Source organism: Flavobacterium qiangtangense (assembly GCF_042658345.1).
GTDB classification, from domain to species: domain Bacteria; phylum Bacteroidota; class Bacteroidia; order Flavobacteriales; family Flavobacteriaceae; genus Flavobacterium; species Flavobacterium qiangtangense.
On record NZ_JBHSQB010000007.1, the window covers coordinates 70,438 to 85,875 of the forward strand.

The window sequence follows — 15,438 nt, forward strand, 5'->3', positions numbered from 1 at the left end:
CTTTTCATGTAATATTTTTAAAATTATGCTTTTGTAAACGTGATTTCAGAAATTTCTGTATCTCCTTCAAAAGTATCTGAAGACCTTAAAACTAATTTATTAGAAGTAACTTCAACGATTTCCAAAGTAACCACATCGCCATCTTCAGTTACAGTTAAGGAATTTCCGTTAAGGGTATAAGTACCTGCATATGTATCAACATCACAATCACTATTGAAGTAATCTGTTTCTAATGTAGTACCATTCTGAAAAATTTCAATGTTATCAGACGCGCATCCCACTTCGTTATCTTGATAAGGACCGTTGTAAGCAACTGTTCCATTCACGGTAAATTTTTCGGAACTGAAATTCCATTTCCCAACGATTGAATCATTATTTGAACTATCATCATCTGAAGTACAAGACGTAAATGACAATCCCATTACCAAAGCCGAAGCGACTAAAATACCAAATTTTTTCATTTTATTTTTTTTGTTTTGTTCATGCAATTGTACAAATAAATCTCTAATTAGCAATTACATACTTCTATTTTTTCTTAAAAAAATATTGTTAATTTAAAAAATACAGTTTTCTGATTTTTATTTTAATTTTGGAAGAAATCATTACTAATGAAAACATTAAAGATTCAACTTATTTTTTTCCAAATTTTAGGTACTTTATTTATCATCTTTGGGTGTTTTAGAATAGTCTATTATTTTTATTCCGATTTTTATAAATCTTTAATTAGTAATAAAAGAATGGACATGAATGTTTATTCAGAAATCACTAACGTTCAAATGACTTTAGCCTTAATTGCGCCAATATTAATTGTTTTAACTGTTTCCATTTTAAACTACAAAAGAAAAATTTCAGCCTTAAATTCAATCCTTCTTTTTGTTTTAATAATTCTTCTTTTCTTATTACATGCTGTCAACAATCCATATTTAAATCCTTACATAAATTCCTTTGGATACATTTTCGTAAATGATTTTAAAACAGCTTTCCTTATAACATCACTAACTTGCTTCATTCTGGGCGGTATTTTCATAAAGAAATCATACGATTGGGATTCCTTAGTCACCTTTCGTAAAAAAGAGAAAAAAGAAATAGAAACAATCGACGACATAAAAGGAAATCTTTAACGGACTTGTGAAACATTTCCCAAAAAAACAAAAACCACTCTAAATTAAATTTCTATTTTTGCCAAAAGAAAACATAACACAACTTTTATGCTCATCATTGGAATTGCCGGAGGAACCGGAAGCGGAAAAACAACTGTCGTTCAACAAATTATGAACGAATTGCCTCAAGCAGAAGTGGGAATTATTTCACAAGATTCTTATTATAAAGAAAACCACGGACTCAGTTTTGACGAGCGCGCGCTCATTAATTTTGACCATCCGCGCGCCATCGATTTTGAATTATTGGTCGCGCAGTTAAAAGAATTAAAAGCCGGAAACAACGTTGAACAGCCCGTGTATTCGTTCGTAACTCACAACAGAACAGACGATACCATCAACACGCATCCCAGAAAAGTAATGATTGTGGAGGGAATTTTAATCCTTGCCAATCCAGAACTTCGCGATATGTTTGACATCAAAATTTATGTCCACGCCGATTCTGACGAAAGATTGATTCGCCGTTTAAAACGTGACATCGCAGAACGCGGTCGTGATATGCAAGAAGTTTTGAATCGCTACCAAAACACGCTTAAGCCAATGCACGAGCAATTTATCGAGCCAACAAAAGCCTTTGCCGACATCATTATTCCAAATGATAAATACAATACCGTGGCCATTGACGTGGTTCGCGCCGTAATTAATCAAAGAATTCTATAAAATTTGCCTAAATTTATCAAGTGAAAAATCCATTCAAAAAAACCGCAAACCGCTATCCGTTGTTCAGATTCTTGACCAACAGGTACTTTCTTGTGTTTGCCATTTTCGTCGTTTGGATGATTTTCCTTGACAATTATTCGTTGCTTGACCACCGAGTTCTCGACAAAGAAATCGACGAACTAAACGACAACAAAGAATATTACAAAGACGAAATAAAAAACGACCAGCAAAAGATAAAATTGCTCAAAAATCCAGACCAGATAGAAAAATACGCCCGCGAAAAATATTACATGAAACGCGACAGCGAAGACATCTATATCATTGAATTTGAGGACGATTTGCCACCAGACGAAAAAGGAAAATCGCTTTAAGGAGCGAACCATCTGGCATTTTCAGTAATTGCAATTCCCGCTGGAGCCACTCGCTTTGTGCCAGCTTTTTAGGCTGGCACAAGAGCTCAAACAAAGGCACCATCGGGGCTATTTGAGAATGATTTTCGTATATTTGGAAACGCCAGTTCGCCAATAGAAACGGTTACTGCCGTAGTCAAAAGTCTGAAAGTTGTAAAGTCAAAAGTAGAAAATCAAAGAATTCTAAAAATCTAAGCAGTCTAAAAATCTAAAAAAAATGGCCGAAAATCTATTTGACGATTTCAATCCCGTTTCCTCAAAACAGTGGAAACAGCAGATTCAGTATGAGCTCAAAGGCGCAGATTACAACGAAACCCTCATTTGGGAAAGTCCCGAAGGCATCAAAGTCAAGCCTTTTTACCACATCGATGAATTTGAAAAAACAATCACATCAAATCCAAACGAGCAATCTTTTAAAATAACCCAAGACATTTTTGTCCACGATTTAGATAAATCCATCGGTCGTGCCTTAGAAACCTTGAATCGCGGCGCCGAAAGCATTCGCTTTTCTATTGAAGATGAAACTATCAACGTAGAAAAACTATTGGAAAAACTTCCTCTAGAAAAAACATCTATTTACTTTCATTTATCGTTTATTTCAATCGATTTCGTAAAAAGAATTGATGCCATTGCCAAAAGCAGAAATTCCCAGATTTTTGTGCAAATTGACCCAATTTCTAACCTCGCAAAAGATGGAAATTGGCACAAAAACTTAGAATCAGATTTTGACATTTTAAACACGATTTCCATTTCGTGCCAAAACATCAACTTTTTGAGTATCGACGGAAGTTTATATCAAAACGCTGGAGCCAATATTGTGCAACAAATTGCGTACACATTAGCACACGCAAACGAATATTTCAACCGAATCGCCACAATCTCAAAACCAATTGTGTTGCAAGTTGCCGTTGGAACCAATTACTTTTTTGAAATTGCAAAATTGCGTTCGTTGCGATTGCTTTTTGATTTGATTGCTAAAGAATACGACCATAATTTAAGCTGTCACATTTTAGCAATTCCCACGAAAAGAAACAAAACCTTGTATGATTATAACGTGAATATGCTTCGCACAACGACAGAATGCATGAGTGCAATTTTAGGCGGAGCCGATGCAGTTTCGAATTTGGCTTATGACGCGTTGTATCACAAAGACAATGAATTTGGAGATAGAATTTCCAGAAATCAGTTGCTTGTTTTAAAACACGAAAGTTATTTTGACAAGGTTGCAAATCCCGCAGACGGAAGTTATTATATCGAAAATCTGACACAACAATTGTCTGAAAAAGCATTGACTTTATTTAAAGATATTGAAGCAAATGGCGGTTTCATCACGAAATTAATCGAAGGAACTATCCAGAGAAAAATTCAGGAAAGTGCTCAAAAAGAACAAGAATTGTTTGACTCAGGCAAAGAAATTTTATTAGGAACAAATAAATATCCAAATAAAAATGACAGAATGAGCCACGATTTAGAGCTTTTTCCGTTTGTAAAATCAAAGCCAAGAAAAACTTTGGTTTCACCAATTATCGAAAAAAGATTGGCAGAAAAAATGGAAATAGAACGTTTGGAAACTGAAAAAGAAGCTCAATAGATTTCACTATATTTGAAGTAAATAGAAATAATTATGGAAGCCATCAGAAAAATAGTTACGGTAAAAAATCATCAGATAAACATCACATTACCAGAGGATTTTTATACCGATGAAGTTGAAGTGATTATTTTGCCAAAGCAAAATGATTTTGAATTGACGGAAGAAATGAAACAAGTTCTTGACAATCGAGCAAATGAACCAACTGAAGATTATTTGACTTCAGACGAATCTTTATTGAGAATTAAGAAAAAATAAGTCTAGAAGCCCAAAAAATTATCCAAAATAGATTTTCTATTTAAAATGAAAAGAAAAAACATCCAACATATAAAAATAGTCGAAAGTCGAAAGTCGAAAGTCGAAAGTTTAGCAGAAGAAAATTTCTTGACTGCTGAAGGAATTGAACTGAAGAAAATTTATTCTGAAAGTGACATTGAAGGTTTGGAACATCTGGAATTCGGGGCTGGTTTTGCACCAAATTTACGTGGCCCTTATTCCACAATGTACGTTCGCCGTCCGTGGACCGTTCGTCAATATGCCGGATTTTCAACTGCCGAAGAAAGTAATGCTTTTTACAGAAGAAATCTTGCAGCAGGACAAAAAGGACTTTCCATTGCATTTGATTTGCCAACGCATCGCGGTTATGATTCTGACCACGAACGTGTTGTTGGAGACGTAGGAAAAGCTGGCGTCGCCATTGATTCTGTGGAAGATATGAAAGTGCTTTTTGACCAAATTCCTTTGGATGAAATGTCGGTTTCAATGACAATGAACGGCGCCGTCTTGCCGATTATGGCTTTTTATATTGTTGCTGCAGAAGAACAAGGCGTAAAACCAGAATTACTTTCGGGAACAATACAAAACGATATTTTGAAGGAATTTATGGTTCGGAATACCTATATTTATCCACCGACGCCATCGATGAAAATCATTGCCGATATTTTTGATTTTACGAGTAAAAAAATGCCCAAATTTAACTCAATTTCTATTTCTGGATATCACATGCAGGAAGCTGGAGCTACCGCCGATATTGAGTTGGCATACACTTTGGCAGATGGTTTGGAATACATCAGAACTGGTTTGGCTGCGGGAATGAAAATCGATGAATTTGCTCCTCGCCTGTCATTCTTTTGGGCGATCGGGATGAATCATTTCATGGAAATTGCAAAAATGCGAGCCGGACGAATGCTTTGGGCAAAACTCTTGAAGCAATTTAATCCGAAGGATGAAAAATCATTGGCTTTAAGAACGCATTGTCAGACTTCGGGTTGGAGTTTGACAGAACAAGATCCGTTCAATAATGTGGCTAGAACTGCGATTGAAGCTTCGGCTGCCGCTTTTGGAGGAACCCAATCCTTGCACACAAATGCGTTGGACGAAGCGATTGCTTTACCAACCGATTTCTCTGCCAGAATTGCCAGAAACACACAAATTTTCTTGCAAGAAGAAACAAAGATTACGAAAACTGTTGACCCTTGGGCAGGAAGTTATTACGTCGAAAAATTGACGGATGAAATTACCAAAAAAGCTTGGGAATTAATTTTGGAAGTAGAAGAATTAGGCGGCATGACAAAAGCCATCGAAGCCGGAATTCCAAAATTAAGAATTGAAGAAGCGGCCGCAAGAAAACAAGCTAGAATTGATTCGAGCCAAGATATTATTGTTGGTGTCAATAAATATAGATTGGAAAAAGAAGATCCGCTACATATTTTGGATGTTGATAATCAAATGGTTCGCAAACAGCAATTGGAACAATTAGACAAAATAAAAGCTTCGAGAAATACCGAGAAAGTCAAAGAACTTTTAAATAAATTGACAGAATCTGCAAAATCGGGTAAAGGAAATTTATTAGAATTAGCAGTAAATGCAGCGCGAGAAAGAGCTACTTTGGGCGAAATCAGCGATGCTTTAGAAACTGTTTTTGGAAGATATAAAGCGCAAATTAAATCTTTTAGCGGCGTGTACAGCAAAGAAATTAAGAATGATGAAAGTTTTGCCACGGCAAAGCAAAAAGCCGACGAATTTGCTCAATCAGAAGGTCGTCGCCCAAGAATTATGATTGCCAAAATGGGGCAAGACGGTCACGATCGTGGCGCAAAAGTTGTTGCCACAGGTTATGCTGATGTCGGTTTTGACGTGGATATTGGTCCCTTATTTCAAACTCCGGCGGAAGCCGCAAAACAAGCTGTTGAAAACGACGTGCATATTTTGGGTGTTTCTTCTTTGGCTGCTGGACACAAAACTTTGGTCCCACAAGTTATTGAAGAATTGAAAAAATATCGCCGTGAAGATATTATGGTGATTGTTGGCGGCGTGATTCCAGCGCAAGATTACCAATATTTGTTTGACGCTGGTGCTGTCGCTGTTTTTGGTCCTGGAACTAAAATTAGTGAAGCGGCGATTACCATTTTGGACATTTTATTACAGGAATAATTTTTAGCCACGAATTACACGAATTGTTTTATGTAAATTCGATTAATTCGTGGCTAACTTCTATTACTTTATCACAGATTTCAATTCTTTTCGATATTGCGAAGCACTTTTTCCGGTGAATTCTTTAAATAATTTATTGAAGTGACTGAAATTATTAAAACCGCTTTCATAACAGATTTCTGTGATTCCGATTGGCTTTTCTGCCAGTAATTTTGAAGCGTGAACCACACGATATTCGTTCACAAATTTGGTAAAAGTCTTCTTCGTGATTTTTTTGAAATAACGACAAAAAGAAGGAACGGTCATACTTGCCATTTCGGCCACTTTTTCCAAGCTAATTTCTTCCTGAAAATGATCTTTCACATAATTAAAAACCATATTAATTCGGTCATTATCTTGCACTTGCGTTTCCATTGAAAAACCAGAAGCGTTCAAAATCTTATACTCTTTTGAATTTTCCAACTCTTTTAAAACAGCAATTAAGCTCAAAAGTCTTTCAAAAGGCAGTTGATTTTCCATCAACTCAATTGTTTTGCCAACCGCTTTTTTGGTTTCTCCACTGAAAGCAATTCCACCTTTTGCTTGCGAAAATAAATTGTGAATTCCTTTAATTTCTGGCAAAGCCAAAAAGTCGCTTCCGAGAAAATCTGGCTTCACTTGAATTACTGTTTCATTTTTATTTCCGGTGTGATCGTCCGTAAAACCGCAATGTGGCAAATTGCTTCCGATTAAAATAAGATCGCCATCGGTATAATAAGAAACGTGGCTACCAATTTGCCTTTTTCCAGAACCGCCGTTTACAAAAACCAATTCAATTTCAGGATGATAATGCCAAACGTGTGCTTTGTTATTTGCATTTTCATCATATTTAGAATAGTAAAACGAGCTTCCGAAAGATGGCTCAATAATTTCAAAACTAGGTTTCAGCGTTTTCATATCCAATTAATTTCTACTTTCAAAATTAACTAAAAAATGTATTTTATTACCATTTTTAACACTATAACGTTTTAGTAAAGACAATATAGGATAGAAATAAGAAAATATAAAAGTACTATTTTGACTTTATCAAATGTAATTTAGCATTACAATAATTGTTAACTCAATAAACTTATAACTATGAAAAATTTCTTGAAAGTCAGTTTAATAATAGCGGTATTTTTTACGGCTTTTGTTGCAAATGCAAGTGAGGAAGATTTTTCCCTTAAGGTGAAATCAGAAAAAGGAAAAACGGTAAGCTTTTCAATTAACGATGCGAAAAACGTAAATCTATCAATTTATAGCCTCGAAAATGAAACGTTATTTGGCGAAAAGATTAACAGCAAAGGGATTGTAAACAGAACATACGATTTGAAAGCTTTTCCAGAAGGAAATTACATTCTGGAAGTTGAAACAAGTTCAAAATTAGCACAATACGCGATCAAAGTTGTTGGAAATACGGCTTCAATTTCAGAAGTTGCTATCTCAGAAACATTCAAACCAGTATTCAAAAATGAAAACGGAATGGTTTATGTTGACATCGCAAACGCTGACAAAAGTGACGTGGAAATCAGCCTTGTGGATGAATTTAACACACAACTTTATACCGAAACTTTTAATGGAAAAGCTACGATTTCAAAGAAATTTGATATCAATCAAGCTTTATCAGACAAACTTACTTTTGTTGTAAAATACAAGAATCAAATCTTCGCGGAAACTATCGCTACAAGATAATAAACCCCTCAATACAACGATCATAAGACAGCTTCACGGCTGTCTTTTTTTTGTCCTAAATTTTGAAGCTAAATATTTATAAAAAAACTTCGTATCGAATTTGAAATGTGTATTTTAGTAAAAACAAAATAGCAATCAAAACAAACTAAAATGGATTTTAAAAAGAAAATGCTTCGCGATGACGCTTTGGAAGGAAAAGTAATCGTGGTAACCGGCGGCGGAAGCGGTCTGGGGAAAGCAATGACCAAATATTTCTTAGAACTTGGCGCAAAAGTTGCCATTACTTCTCGCGATATCACAAAATTACGCGATACCGCCGAGGAACTTGAAAAAGAAACTGGCGGCGAATGTCTTCCGATTTCTTGCGACGTTCGCGATTATGCGCAGGTGGAAGTGATGCGTGACGAAGTTTTGAAAAAATTTGGAAAAATTGACGTTTTGCTAAATAATGCAGCCGGAAATTTCATTTCTCCAACCGAAAGATTGTCGGCAAATGCTTTTGATACCATTATTGATATTGTTTTAAAAGGTTCTAAAAATTGCACGTTGGCTTTTGGAAAACATTGGATTGACAGCAAACAAGAATCTTCAACCATTTTAAATATTGTGACGACTTATGCTTGGACAGGTTCGGCTTATGTTGTGCCGTCTGCTACTGCAAAAGCTGGAGTTTTGGCAATGACAAGAAGCCTTGCTGTGGAATGGGCAAAATACGGAATTCGTTCAAACGCAATTGCACCAGGACCGTTTCCGACAAAAGGCGCTTGGGACAGATTGCTTCCGGGTGATTTAGCGGAAAAATTTGATATGGCAAAAAAAGTGCCGTTGAAACGAGTTGGCGATCACCAAGAATTAGCCAATTTAGCTGCTTATTTGGTTTCAGATTTTTCGGCTTATGTAAATGGCGAAGTTATCACGATCGATGGTGGCGAATGGCTAAAAGGAGCAGGACAATTCAATTTATTAGAAGCAATTCCGGAAGAAATGTGGGACCAACTGGAAGCTATGATTAAAGCAAAAAAGGATAAATAGCGAAATCATTCCTGCTAAATATTTTATAATTAGAGGATTATAACGTAATATTATTTTTACGTTATAATCCTCTAATCTTATTTAGACTTAATTTAAATTGACATATATTTGCAGCCAAATAATTTTAACTTCAAATATATCGGATATGAAAAAAACTTTACTTTCTATTGGCTTATTTTGCCTTTCTTTTGCCAGCAACGCCCAATGCAGCGCGGTTGCAACTTTAAATGAAAATTTTGAAAATTTTGTTGAAGGAGCATTTCCGCAAAATTGCTGGACGTCAAATGATGTTTTTCCACGACTTTCTATCGCAACTGTCGGCGGAAGCAAAGTGGTTCAAACTTATACTTCCTCTACTCCAACAACGCCAATTTATGTGGTAAGTCCAGAATTATCTACCATGGACGGAAACCATAAACTTTCATTCAACATCGGTGCGCCATCAGCTCCGGGAACTTTAAAATTACAGGTTGGTACAATGTCTTCACCAACAGCTTACACGAGTTTTGTCGCCGTTGGATCTGAAATTACGGTAACTGCTACTTCTGCGCAATCAAACATTATTATTCCTGCATCGACGACTCAAAAACATATCGTTTTTAGAATTACGTCAACTGCGCCACACTCTGTAAGTAGCATTGACAATGTGGTTTATGAGGCAAATCTTAGTGTTGCAGAATCAAACTTGACTACTTTTAAAGTGTATCCAAATCCTTCTGTAAATAAAATTGTTACTATTTCTCAAGACAATACTTTTTCTGGAGATAAAAATGCCGTTGCAATTTACAGCTTGACTGGTGCAAAAGTTTTTGAAACCGAATTTTCTGAAAGCACAAATACTTTAAATCTTTCTGAATTGGCTTCGGGAGTTTATGTATTGAAAATAAATTCTGGCGATGCTGTAACGACTAAAAAGTTAGTTCTGAAATAATTATTTTGGCCAATGCCAAGACAAAAAAAAATAAAAAGCTAGGAGATTTCTTCTGGCTTTTTTGGTTCCCAAACTATTTAGAATTGTTAACAAAATAGATTTTCAAAACCCATAAATAATTGTATTTTTACGGTTCAAAATTTTAGAAATTAAATGGGCAAAATCATTGCTATTGCAAATCAAAAAGGCGGCGTTGGAAAAACGACTACGTCAGTAAATCTAGCGGCTTCGTTAGGAGTTTTAGAGAAAAAAGTTTTATTGATTGATGCTGACCCTCAAGCAAATGCGAGTTCAGGTTTGGGCATTGATGTGGAAACTGTGGAAATTGGTACCTACCAAATTTTAGAACACAGCAACACTCCAGATGAAGCGACAATTTCTTGCTCTGCTCCAAATGTTTCTGTGATTCCAGCCCATATTGATTTGGTTGCGATCGAAATTGAATTGGTTGACAAAGAAAATCGCGAGTACATGCTAAAACAAGCGTTGGCGAGCGTAAAAGATAAATATGACTATATTTTGATTGACTGTGCGCCTTCGTTGGGTCTTTTGACGTTGAACGCTTTAACGGCTGCAGATTCAGTTGTGATCCCCATTCAATGCGAATATTTTGCTTTGGAAGGTCTCGGAAAATTATTAAACACGATTAAAAGTGTTCAAAAAATCCACAACCCAGATTTAGATATCGAAGGTTTGCTTTTGACGATGTATGATTCTCGTCTTCGCCTTTCAAACCAAGTGGTTGAAGAAGTTCAAAAACATTTTAACGATATGGTTTTTGATACCATTATTCAACGAAATGTGAAGTTGAGCGAGGCGCCAAGTTTTGGCGAAAGCATCATTAATTATGACGCAACTAGCAAAGGAGCAACAAATTACCTTCATTTAGCAGAAGAAATAATTAAGAAAAATTCGAAATAGATTTTATGACAAAGGCGATTAAGAAACAGGCATTAGGAAGAGGTTTATCTGCGTTATTGAAAGATCCTGAAAACGATATCAAATCGGTTGAGGATAAAAATGCAGATAAAGTTGTTGGAAATATTATTGAGCTTGAACTCGATGCTATTGAGATAAATCCGTTTCAGCCGAGAACCAATTTTAATGAAGATTCACTTCAAGAATTGGCAACTTCAATTAAAGAATTGGGTGTAATTCAGCCAATTACAGTTAGGAAATTAGAATTTAATAAATTCCAATTAATTTCTGGGGAACGAAGACTTCGTGCTTCCAGATTAGCAGGATTGACTTCGGTTCCGGCATATATCAGAATTGCAAATGACAATGAATCGCTGGTTATGGCTTTGGTCGAAAATATCCAAAGACATGATTTAGACCCAATTGAAATTGCACTTTCTTACCAAAGATTAATGGACGAAATTCAGCTGACGCAAGAGCAAATGAGCGATCGCGTTGGAAAAAAACGCTCTACAATTGCCAATTACCTTCGCCTTTTAAGATTAGATCCAATTATTCAAACCGGAATTCGTGATGGTTTTATTTCAATGGGTCACGGTCGCGCGATCATCAATATTGAAGATCAAGACGCTCAGGCAGATATTTACCAAAAAATTGTAAGCCAAAATCTTTCGGTTAGAGAAACAGAAACTTTGGTTAAAAATTACCAAGAAAGCTTAAAACCTGCGCCACCAAAACCGGCTAAAGGAAGTTCTTTTTCGATCGATGAATCTGAAACGAAAGCAATTGGAAGTTATTTCGGAACGAAAGTTGATGTAAAAGTGGCCGGAAACGGAAAAGGAAAAATCACAATTCCGTTTCATTCTGAAGAAGATTTCAACCGAATTATCAAATTAATAAAAGGCTAAGTGAATAAATTATTTGCCATAGTTTTCTTTTTATTTCTTTCTGCAAATACATCTGTTTTTGCGCAGGAAGAAGTGACCATTGTGGTTCAAGACAGCTTGAATGTGGAAGATATTGATCCGCTTTCTCCATCAAAAGCAGCGTTTTATTCGGCTATTCTTCCAGGTTTGGGACAAGCTTACAACAAAAGCTACTGGAAAATTCCGCTTGTTTATGGCGCAATTGGAGGTGGAGTTGGAATTTATGCTTGGAACAATAAAAATTACCACCGTTATCGCGACGAATTTAAAAGACGTTTGGCTGGCACAGATGATCCAACCGGAAAATATGCTTATTTAACAGACGCACAATTAATTTCTGCTCAAAAACAATATCAAAAACAGCGTGACCTTTCTTTAATTATAACCGTTGGCCTTTACATTTTAAATATTGTGGAAGCCAATGTTGACGCGCATTTGAAGCAATTTAACGTGAATGACAATCTTACTTTAAGACCCGATATTTATCAAAATGATTTGAATAACAAACAAAATCTCGGTCTTACTTTAAGTTATAAATTTTAATTTCCTACAATGAAAATAGCACTTTTAGGATACGGCAAAATGGGCCAAGTGATTGAAAGAATCGCATTGGAAAGAGGCCACGAAATTGTCTTAAAAAAATCCAGTAAAGACACTTTTGACGGTTTAGAAAATGCCGACGTTGCCATAGATTTCAGTGTTCCAGATGCTGCGGTTACCAATATTTCTACTTGCTTAAATTCAAATATGCCAGTAATTTCGGGCACAACTGGATGGCTAGAAAATTATGATAAAATGGTTTCGCTTTGCAATGAAAAACAAGGTGCTTTTATTTATGGTTCTAATTTTAGTCTTGGCGTAAATATTTTCTTTGAACTAAATGATCATTTAGCGAAGATTATGGCAAAGTTCAGCCAGTATAAAGTGGAAATGGAAGAAATTCACCACACTCAAAAACTCGACGCTCCGAGTGGAACTGCGATAACTTTAGCTAAAGGAATTATCGATAATTCAGATTATTCAAGTTGGGCTTTAGAAAATGCAAAAGACGACGAAATCTTAATTGATGCCAAAAGAATTGAGGGAATTCCAGGAACTCACAGCGTTTTTTACAATTCAGAAATAGATTCTATTGAAATTAAACATACCGCGCACAATCGTGAAGGTTTTGCTCTTGGCGCTGTAATCGCAGCAGAATGGATTGTTGGCAAAAAAGGAATTTTCACAATGAAAGATGTTCTTGATTTAAGGTAACAAATTTCAAATTACGCAGACAAATACAAATAAAAACATACGAAGATGACATTAGCACAATGGTTTATATTTTTCCTAATTATGCAAGTCGTGCATTTTGCAGGAACTTGGAAATTATATAAAAAAGCAGGAAGACAAGCTTGGGAAGCAGCAATTCCGATTTACAATGCAATTATTTTGATGAAAATCATCAATCGACCAAAATGGTGGGTCATTTTGCTTTTCATCCCGATTGTGAACTTGATCATGTTTCCTGTGGTTTGGGTTGAAACGCTTCGTAGTTTCGGGAAAAATTCGACTTTAGATACCGCTTTAGGAATTTTGACTTTAGGTTTTTATATTTATTATGTGAATTATACACAAGATGTTACATACATTGAAAACAGAAGTTTGCACCCAAAAAACAAGACTGCTGACACGGTAAGTTCGTTGCTTTTTGCTGTGGTTGTTGCGACTTTGGTTCATACCTATGTGATGCAACCGTTTACAATCCCAACAGGTTCGTTAGAAAAAACGCTTTTAGTGGGAGATTTTTTATTCGTAAGTAAAAATCATTATGGCGCCAGAACTCCGATGACAACGGTGGCAATGCCGATGGTTCACGATACAATTCCTGTAATTAATACAAAATCATATTTAAACAAACCGCAACTTCCTTACTTCAGATTTCCTGCTTTTGAGCAAGTAGAAAAGAACGATATTGTGGTATTTAACTGGCCGGTTGACACTGTTGTCGATTTCAAAGGAACGTATTCAAACGGAATCAGAAAGCCAATTGACAAGAAAACAAACTACGTAAAACGTTGCGTGGGCGCTCCTGGTGATAGCCTTTCTTTCAGAGATGGCGTGGCTTTCATCAACAATCAAGAATTAAAATTATCTGACAGAGCGCGCGTTCAGTATTCATATAAAGTGGCAACTGTTGGTGGCAGTATGTTAGATCCAAATTATTTGATGAGAGATTTGAAAATCTATCCAACAGATATGGGATTTGACCAATCTGACAACACTTATTTCTTTATTTCTTTGACTGCTGAAAATGCTGAAAAATTAAAGAATAATCCAGCTGTTCAGAGTGTTACAAAATTAATTTCTAAAAAAGGTGAAAATCCAGATAATAGAATTTTTCCTTACACAAAGAACTGGAATCAAGATAATTTAGGTCCAATTTATATTCCACAAGCCGGAAAAACGGTAAAACTAGACAAAGAATCATTGCCTTTTTACAAAATGATCATTCACGAATATGAAAGAAATGATTTAAAAGTAAACGGTGATGAAATCAGAATTAATGACAAAATCGTTACTTCTTACACTTTCAAACAGGATTATTATTATATGGTCGGAGACAACCGCCACAACTCGTTAGACAGCCGTTATTGGGGATTTGTTCCGGCAGATCACATCGTTGGAAAACCTGTATTTATTTGGATGAGTTTAGATCCAACAATTCCTTGGAGTAAAGCGTTTGACAAAATTCGTTGGGAACGTTTATTCACGACTGTTGGTGGTGATGGCGAACCTGTTTCTTACTTTTTAATTTTCGTAATTCTTTTGGGAGGTTATATCGTTGCTGACTTTGTAATCAAAAGAAAGAAGAGAAAAGAATCAAAATATTAAGCGATGAATGTGCTTTTGCTTCCTACGTATTTTCCATCAGTGAGCCAGTTTGTTGCGATGGTTCAAGCGGATTCGATCACCTTTGAAATGGAGGATAATTTCCAGAAACAGACAAACAGAAACCGGATGTATATTTATAGTCCGAATGGTGTTCAGTTGCTGAATATTCCTGTAAAACATTCAAAGGAAAATCATCAAAAGACAAAAGATGTGAAAATCGAAACTGCTTTTGATTGGCAGAAACAACATTTCAAATCGCTTGAAGCGGCGTATCGAACTTCGCCTTTCTTTGAATATTTTGAAGATGACCTCGCTCCTATTTTCCAGAAGAAACATACTTTTTTAATGGATTTGAATTTTGAGGCGATGGAAATTGTTTGTGATTGTCTTGGACTTGATTTCAAATTTGGAAAGACCTCAGAATATTTTCACGAAACTACAGAATTCAGCGATTTTAGGCATTTGGCCAATGGCAAAAAAGACATATTGCAATTTGAACCTTACACTCAGGTTTTTGAAGAAAAACACGGTTATTTGAACAATTTGAGCATTTTAGACTTATTGTTCAACGAAGGAAGATATGCAGTGGATTATTTGAAAAAACAACAATTGTAAATTGAAATAATTTAAATTAAAACGAGCTTCTTGCTCGTTTTTTTGTTTTTAAATTTGACTAAACCGAATTGAGATTGCAAATTTGTAAACAGGCAAAAGCGAGATTTAATTCATCTTGTTTTGTATAAATTTCTTCCCCTAAGTTTATTTTTTATTTTCGTTTCAAAAAAATGAATAGAAGCGG

Annotated in this window: 17 protein-coding genes; 15 read left to right on the forward strand and 2 right to left on the reverse strand. The window is 35.6% G+C overall.

The genetic code is table 11. From position 1 onward, the window contains the following. Nucleotides 1-23: 23 nt before the first annotated feature. Nucleotides 24-461 (reverse strand): lipocalin family protein, encoded by a 438-nt coding sequence (locus ACFPVY_RS08195; RefSeq protein ID WP_379791481.1) that lies wholly within the window; start codon nucleotides 459-461, stop codon nucleotides 24-26. A gap of 147 nt (nucleotides 462-608) precedes the next feature. Between ACFPVY_RS08195 and ACFPVY_RS08200 the strand changes: the two genes are divergently transcribed. From ACFPVY_RS08200 to scpA, 6 genes are all read left to right on the forward strand, one after another. Then, nucleotides 609-1,121, forward strand: coding sequence for a hypothetical protein (locus ACFPVY_RS08200; protein WP_379791482.1), 513 nt, complete (start codon nucleotides 609-611; stop codon nucleotides 1,119-1,121). Nucleotides 1,122-1,208: 87 nt separating this feature from the next. Next, complete coding sequence (gene udk / locus ACFPVY_RS08205) at nucleotides 1,209-1,817, forward strand: uridine kinase (RefSeq protein WP_379791483.1); 609 nt, start codon at nucleotides 1,209-1,211, stop codon at nucleotides 1,815-1,817. Nucleotides 1,818-1,837: 20 nt separating this feature from the next. Further along, the gene (locus ACFPVY_RS08210; protein ID WP_379791484.1) at nucleotides 1,838-2,188 is read left to right on the forward strand and encodes an FtsB family cell division protein; all 351 of its coding nucleotides are present in this window, start codon (nucleotides 1,838-1,840) and stop codon (nucleotides 2,186-2,188) included. Nucleotides 2,189-2,444: 256 nt separating this feature from the next. Further along, the gene (locus tag ACFPVY_RS08215; RefSeq protein WP_379791485.1) at nucleotides 2,445-3,818 is read left to right on the forward strand and encodes a methylmalonyl-CoA mutase subunit beta; all 1,374 of its coding nucleotides are present in this window, start codon (nucleotides 2,445-2,447) and stop codon (nucleotides 3,816-3,818) included. A 33-nt stretch (nucleotides 3,819-3,851) separates the two neighbouring features. Next, complete coding sequence (locus ACFPVY_RS08220) at nucleotides 3,852-4,073, forward strand: hypothetical protein (RefSeq protein WP_379791486.1); 222 nt, start codon at nucleotides 3,852-3,854, stop codon at nucleotides 4,071-4,073. 45 nt (nucleotides 4,074-4,118) lie between these two features. After that, nucleotides 4,119-6,248 (forward strand): methylmalonyl-CoA mutase, encoded by a 2,130-nt coding sequence (gene scpA, locus ACFPVY_RS08225; protein ID WP_379791487.1) that lies wholly within the window; start codon nucleotides 4,119-4,121, stop codon nucleotides 6,246-6,248. A 63-nt stretch (nucleotides 6,249-6,311) separates the two neighbouring features. On the opposite strand, the gene ACFPVY_RS08230 is transcribed toward scpA, so the two are convergent. After that, a complete protein-coding gene (locus ACFPVY_RS08230) occupies nucleotides 6,312-7,184 on the reverse strand; it encodes an AraC family transcriptional regulator (RefSeq protein WP_379791488.1) in 873 nt (290 codons plus the stop codon). A 180-nt stretch (nucleotides 7,185-7,364) separates the two neighbouring features. Between ACFPVY_RS08230 and ACFPVY_RS08235 the strand changes: the two genes are divergently transcribed. The 9 genes from ACFPVY_RS08235 to ACFPVY_RS08275 all read left to right on the forward strand — a co-directional run bounded on the left by ACFPVY_RS08235 (nucleotide 7,365) and on the right by ACFPVY_RS08275 (nucleotide 15,254). Next, complete coding sequence (locus ACFPVY_RS08235; RefSeq protein ID WP_379791489.1) at nucleotides 7,365-7,958, forward strand: hypothetical protein; 594 nt, start codon at nucleotides 7,365-7,367, stop codon at nucleotides 7,956-7,958. 150 nt (nucleotides 7,959-8,108) lie between these two features. Beyond that, nucleotides 8,109-8,990 (forward strand): SDR family oxidoreductase, encoded by an 882-nt coding sequence (locus ACFPVY_RS08240; protein ID WP_379791490.1) that lies wholly within the window; start codon nucleotides 8,109-8,111, stop codon nucleotides 8,988-8,990. Nucleotides 8,991-9,135: 145 nt separating this feature from the next. Next, complete coding sequence (locus ACFPVY_RS08245; RefSeq protein ID WP_379791491.1) at nucleotides 9,136-9,921, forward strand: T9SS type A sorting domain-containing protein; 786 nt, start codon at nucleotides 9,136-9,138, stop codon at nucleotides 9,919-9,921. 153 nt (nucleotides 9,922-10,074) lie between these two features. Then, nucleotides 10,075-10,842: a ParA family protein gene (locus ACFPVY_RS08250; protein WP_379791492.1), complete on the forward strand. Its 768-nt coding sequence runs from the start codon at nucleotides 10,075-10,077 to the stop codon at nucleotides 10,840-10,842. 5 nt (nucleotides 10,843-10,847) lie between these two features. Then, nucleotides 10,848-11,747 (forward strand): ParB/RepB/Spo0J family partition protein, encoded by a 900-nt coding sequence (locus ACFPVY_RS08255; protein WP_379791493.1) that lies wholly within the window; start codon nucleotides 10,848-10,850, stop codon nucleotides 11,745-11,747. Beyond that, nucleotides 11,748-12,308: a DUF5683 domain-containing protein gene (locus ACFPVY_RS08260; RefSeq protein WP_379791494.1), complete on the forward strand. Its 561-nt coding sequence runs from the start codon at nucleotides 11,748-11,750 to the stop codon at nucleotides 12,306-12,308. A 9-nt stretch (nucleotides 12,309-12,317) separates the two neighbouring features. Continuing rightward, nucleotides 12,318-13,019, forward strand: coding sequence for a 4-hydroxy-tetrahydrodipicolinate reductase (gene dapB / locus ACFPVY_RS08265; protein ID WP_379791495.1), 702 nt, complete (start codon nucleotides 12,318-12,320; stop codon nucleotides 13,017-13,019). Nucleotides 13,020-13,064: 45 nt separating this feature from the next. After that, entirely contained in the window at nucleotides 13,065-14,639 is a 1,575-nt protein-coding gene (gene lepB / locus ACFPVY_RS08270) for a signal peptidase I (protein WP_379791496.1), read from the forward strand. Between the two features lie 3 nt (nucleotides 14,640-14,642). Then, complete coding sequence (locus ACFPVY_RS08275) at nucleotides 14,643-15,254, forward strand: WbqC family protein (RefSeq protein ID WP_379791497.1); 612 nt, start codon at nucleotides 14,643-14,645, stop codon at nucleotides 15,252-15,254. The last annotated feature ends 184 nt before the right edge of the window (nucleotides 15,255-15,438 follow it).

Coding starts and splice junctions, on each gene's coding strand:
- ACFPVY_RS08195 (WP_379791481.1), bottom strand. CDS start 461: ATGAAAAAATTTGGTATTTTAGTCGCTTCGGCTTTGGTAATGGGATTG.
- ACFPVY_RS08200 (WP_379791482.1), top strand. CDS start 609: ATGAAAACATTAAAGATTCAACTTATTTTTTTCCAAATTTTAGGTACT.
- udk (WP_379791483.1), top strand. CDS start 1,209: ATGCTCATCATTGGAATTGCCGGAGGAACCGGAAGCGGAAAAACAACT.
- ACFPVY_RS08215 (WP_379791485.1), top strand. CDS start 2,445: ATGGCCGAAAATCTATTTGACGATTTCAATCCCGTTTCCTCAAAACAG.
- ACFPVY_RS08220 (WP_379791486.1), top strand. CDS start 3,852: ATGGAAGCCATCAGAAAAATAGTTACGGTAAAAAATCATCAGATAAAC.
- scpA (WP_379791487.1), top strand. CDS start 4,119: ATGAAAAGAAAAAACATCCAACATATAAAAATAGTCGAAAGTCGAAAG.
- ACFPVY_RS08230 (WP_379791488.1), bottom strand. CDS start 7,184: ATGAAAACGCTGAAACCTAGTTTTGAAATTATTGAGCCATCTTTCGGA.
- ACFPVY_RS08235 (WP_379791489.1), top strand. CDS start 7,365: ATGAAAAATTTCTTGAAAGTCAGTTTAATAATAGCGGTATTTTTTACG.
- ACFPVY_RS08240 (WP_379791490.1), top strand. CDS start 8,109: ATGGATTTTAAAAAGAAAATGCTTCGCGATGACGCTTTGGAAGGAAAA.
- ACFPVY_RS08245 (WP_379791491.1), top strand. CDS start 9,136: ATGAAAAAAACTTTACTTTCTATTGGCTTATTTTGCCTTTCTTTTGCC.
- ACFPVY_RS08250 (WP_379791492.1), top strand. CDS start 10,075: ATGGGCAAAATCATTGCTATTGCAAATCAAAAAGGCGGCGTTGGAAAA.
- ACFPVY_RS08255 (WP_379791493.1), top strand. CDS start 10,848: ATGACAAAGGCGATTAAGAAACAGGCATTAGGAAGAGGTTTATCTGCG.
- dapB (WP_379791495.1), top strand. CDS start 12,318: ATGAAAATAGCACTTTTAGGATACGGCAAAATGGGCCAAGTGATTGAA.
- lepB (WP_379791496.1), top strand. CDS start 13,065: ATGACATTAGCACAATGGTTTATATTTTTCCTAATTATGCAAGTCGTG.
- ACFPVY_RS08275 (WP_379791497.1), top strand. CDS start 14,643: ATGAATGTGCTTTTGCTTCCTACGTATTTTCCATCAGTGAGCCAGTTT.